3 protein-coding genes are annotated in these 3,953 nt (G+C 63.8%); all 3 read left to right on the forward strand.

What is annotated here, in order from left to right; all coding sequences use genetic code 11:
* On the forward strand, positions 1-717 hold a 717-nt coding region (locus EN964_RS27755), incomplete at its 5' end, for an outer membrane protein assembly factor BamD (protein WP_164776029.1).
* Positions 718-835: 118 nt separating this feature from the next.
* Positions 836-2,509 carry a DNA repair protein RecN gene (recN, locus tag EN964_RS27760; protein WP_127269548.1) on the forward strand — a complete coding sequence of 558 codons (1,674 nt, stop codon included), beginning with the start codon at positions 836-838 and terminating at the stop codon, positions 2,507-2,509.
* A 111-nt stretch (positions 2,510-2,620) separates the two neighbouring features.
* On the forward strand, positions 2,621-3,953 hold a 1,333-nt coding region (ligA, locus tag EN964_RS27765; protein ID WP_127276989.1), incomplete at its 3' end, for an NAD-dependent DNA ligase LigA.

Below are 3,953 nucleotides of genomic sequence, written 5' to 3' on the forward strand. Positions count from 1 at the left end.
GATGTTGTCTACAATCAGGGCCTTGCCAATCTCAATGCCGGGCGCCTGCAGGAGGCGAGCCGGAAGTTCGACGCCGTCGACCGTCAGCATCCCTATTCGGAATGGGCCCGCAAATCGATGGTGATGGGCGCTTTCGCCGACTATCGCCAGGGCAATTACGATGAGGCGATCGGCTCGGCCAAGCGCTATCTCACGCTTTACCCGTCGACCGATGACGCCGCCTATGCGCAGTACATCATCGGCTTGAGCTACTACCGTCAGATCAAGGACGTGACGCAGGACCAGAAGGAAGCGCGCCAGACCGTCCAGACGATGCAGGATCTGGTCACGCGCTGGCCAACATCGGAATATGTCGAAGACGCCAAGGAAAAGATCCGCTTCGCCAACGACCAGTTGGCCGGCAAGGAAATGCAGATCGGCCGTTACTATCTTGAGCGGCGTGAATACATCGCTGCCGTGAAGCGCTTCCGCACCGTGGTCGAGAACTATTCCAACACCCGCCATGTCGAGGAGGCGCTCGCCCGCTTGACCGAAAGCTATTACGCGATGGGTCTGACCTCGGAGGCACAAACCGCCGCCGCCGTGCTCGGCACCAACTACCCCGACAGCCCATGGTACAAGGATTCCTACAAGCTCTTGCAGAGCAATGGGCTTGCACCGCGCGAGAATGCCGGGTCGTGGATATCCAAAGCCGGGAAGATGATCACCGGCGCCTGACGTATGAGCATCGACTGAAGCGCCACAGCGCTTTTCGGATTGATCCGGTGCTCAAACAAAAAGATAGTGCGGCGCTGCGACTGCAAATGGTCGCGTGCCGTTCTAGATTCGGGTTCTGATGCTTTCCAGACTGTCGATCCGCGATATCGTCCTGATCGAGAAGCTGGATATAGACTTCCAGCCGGGTCTTTCGGTACTGACCGGCGAAACCGGTGCCGGCAAATCCATCCTGCTCGACGCCCTTTCGCTGGCGCTCGGTGCGCGCGGCGATGCTTCGCTGGTGCGCCATGGCGCGGCGCAAGGCCAGGTCATCGCCGTCTTCGACGTGCCGCGCAATCATCCGGCGCGTACGCTGCTTGCCGACAATGCGATCGAGGACGACGGCGACATCATCCTGCGCCGCCTGCAGACGGCGGACGGCCGCACCCGTGTCTTCGTCAACGATCAGCCTTCGAGCGTCACGCTGATGCGCGATGTCGGGCGCGCGCTGGTCGAGATCCACGGCCAGCATGACGAGCGCGCGCTGGTCGATCCCGGAGCACACCGCGAGGTGCTCGACGCTTTCGGGGGCCATCTCGGCGCCGTCCGCTCGACCGCCGAGGCATGGCGGCACTGGCGCGCCTGCGAGCAGGAGCTGTCGCGCCACCGCATCAAGGTGGCGGCGGCCGCGCGCGAGGCCGACTATCTGCGCGCGGCGGTGGCGGAATTGACCAAGCTCGATCCGCAGCCGGGCGAGGAGACCGACCTTGCCGAACTGCGCGCATCGATGATGCGGGCCGAAAAGATCGCTTCCGAAATCCATGACGCGCAGGATGTGCTGTCGGGCCCATCTTCGCCCCTGCCGCAACTGGCCAGCCTGTTGCGGCGGCTGCAGCGCAAGGTGTCGGAGGCGCCCGGCCTGCTCGACGATGTCGTCAAATCGCTCGACGAGGCGATGCTGTCGCTCGACGCGGCGCAATCGGGCGTCGAGGCAGCACTGCGCGCCACCGAATATGATCCGCAGCGGCTGGAGAAAGCGGAGGAGCGGCTGTTTTCGCTGCGCGCCGCCTCGCGCAAGCACAGCGTCGCCGTCGACGATCTAGCGCAGCTGCGCGACACGATGTCGGCCGATCTCGCCGATCTCGATGCCGGCGAGGAGCGCCTGCATGGGCTGGAAAAGCAGGCCACCGCCGCGCGCGAGACCTACGACATTGCCGCCGCGCAGCTGTCCTCGCTGCGTCATGCGGCGGCGGTCGGCCTGACCAAGGCCGTGATGGCCGAACTGCCGGCCCTGAAGCTCGAACGCGCCGCCTTTATCGTGGAAATGAAGAGCGAGGCCGAGAGCCGCATGGAAGAGGGGATCGACCAGATCGAGTTCTGGGTGCGCACCAATCCAGGCACGCGGCCCGGGCCGATGATGAAAGTGGCCTCCGGCGGCGAGCTTTCGCGCTTCCTTCTGGCGCTGAAGGTGGCGCTGGCCGACCGCGGTTCGGCGCCGACGCTGGTGTTCGATGAAATCGACACCGGCGTGGGCGGTGCTGTCGCCGACGCCATCGGCCAGCGGCTGGCGCGACTGTCGAAACGCGTCCAGGTGCTGTCGGTGACGCACGCACCGCAGGTGGCGGCACGCGCGGCGACGCATTTCCTGATCTCCAAATCAGGCACCACCGACCGTGTCGCCACAGGCATCGCCGAGATGGACCGGCCGGCGCGGCAGGAAGAGATCGCGCGCATGCTGGCCGGCGCCACCATCACCGATGAAGCGCGCGCGGCCGCCGAACGGTTGCTGCGCGAGAACACCACAGCTGCATAAGAACGGCTGATGTCAGGGATCGAGTCAGGATATGGCTCCATCCTGCTGTTCAGGAATGATTTTCTTGAAATGCTGATCTATTGTGTAGCGCCACCGTTCGGGGAAGAAAGCATGTCCGAAAAACCAGTTGATGCCCTGACCGAAAGCGAGGCCGAAGCCGAGCTGAAGCGGCTGGCGGAAGAGATCGCCGAGCACGACCGGCGCTACCATACCGAAGATGCGCCTGTTATCACCGATGCGGAGTATGATGCGCTCGCACGGCGCAACCTTGCCATCGAGGAGCGCTTTCCGGCGCTGGTGCGCGAGGATTCGCCATCGCTCAGGGTCGGAGCCGCTCCGGCGGAAGGCTTTACCAAGGTGCGCCATGCCGTGCCGATGCTCAGCCTTGCCAAGGCCTATACCGACGATGACGTCACGGATTTCATCGAACGCGGGCGGCGGTTCTTCGATCGCGACAAGGAGCTCGACATCGCCTTCACAGCCGAACCGAAGATCGACGGGCTGTCGGCTTCGCTGCGTTACGAAAACGGTGTGTTCGTGCAGGGCGCGACGCGTGGCAACGGCGCCGTTGGCGAAGACATCACCGCCAATTTGAAGACGATCGCCGATATTCCAGCGAAGCTGAAAGGCTCGGGCTGGCCCGAAATCATCGAGATCCGCGGTGAGGTCTACATGACCTATGCGGAATTCGAGGCGCTGAAGCAGCGATCGGCTGCGGCCGGCGGCCAGGACTACGTCAATCCGCGCAATACGGCGGCCGGATCGCTGCGCCAGAAGGATCCATCCGTCACCGCCAGCCGCAACCTCAAATTCTTCGCCTATGCCTGGGGTTACACGACGGCTGATCCCGCTCCGACCCAATATGATTCGGTGCAGAAATTCGCCGAGTGGGGGTTCAAGATCAGTCCGCTGATGGTGCGGGCGAAATCGGCCGAGGAGCTGATCGCGCATTATCATCGGATCGAGGAGCAGCGCTCGGCGCTCGGCTACGATATCGACGGCGTCGTCTACAAGGTCGACCAGCTGGAGTTGCAGCGCCGCTGGGGTTTCGTCACCGGCGAACCGCGCTGGGCGGTCGCGCATAAATTTCCGGCCGAACAGGCGATGACGACCGTGCAGAAGATCGACATCCAGGTCGGCCGTACCGGTACGCTGGCGCCGGTTGCGCGGCTGGCGCCGGTCACTGTCGGCGGCGTCGTGGTCGAGAACGTCACGCTGCACAATGAGGACTACATCAAGGGCCTGGACTCGACCGGCGAGCCGATCCGCGACGGCATCGATGTGCGCATCGGCGATACGGTCGTGATCCAGCGGGCAGGCGATGTCATTCCGCAGATCGTCAGCGTCGTCATCGACAAGCGGCCTGCTGATGCGGTGCCTTACGAGTTCCCTCACACTTGCCCGATCTGCGGCTCGCCGGCGACGCGCGAGATCAACGAAAAGA

Origin of the sequence: Mesorhizobium sp. M7A.F.Ca.CA.001.10.2.1, from assembly GCF_003998575.1 — a bacterium.
In the GTDB taxonomy this organism is placed as follows: Bacteria; Pseudomonadota; Alphaproteobacteria; order Rhizobiales; family Rhizobiaceae; genus Mesorhizobium.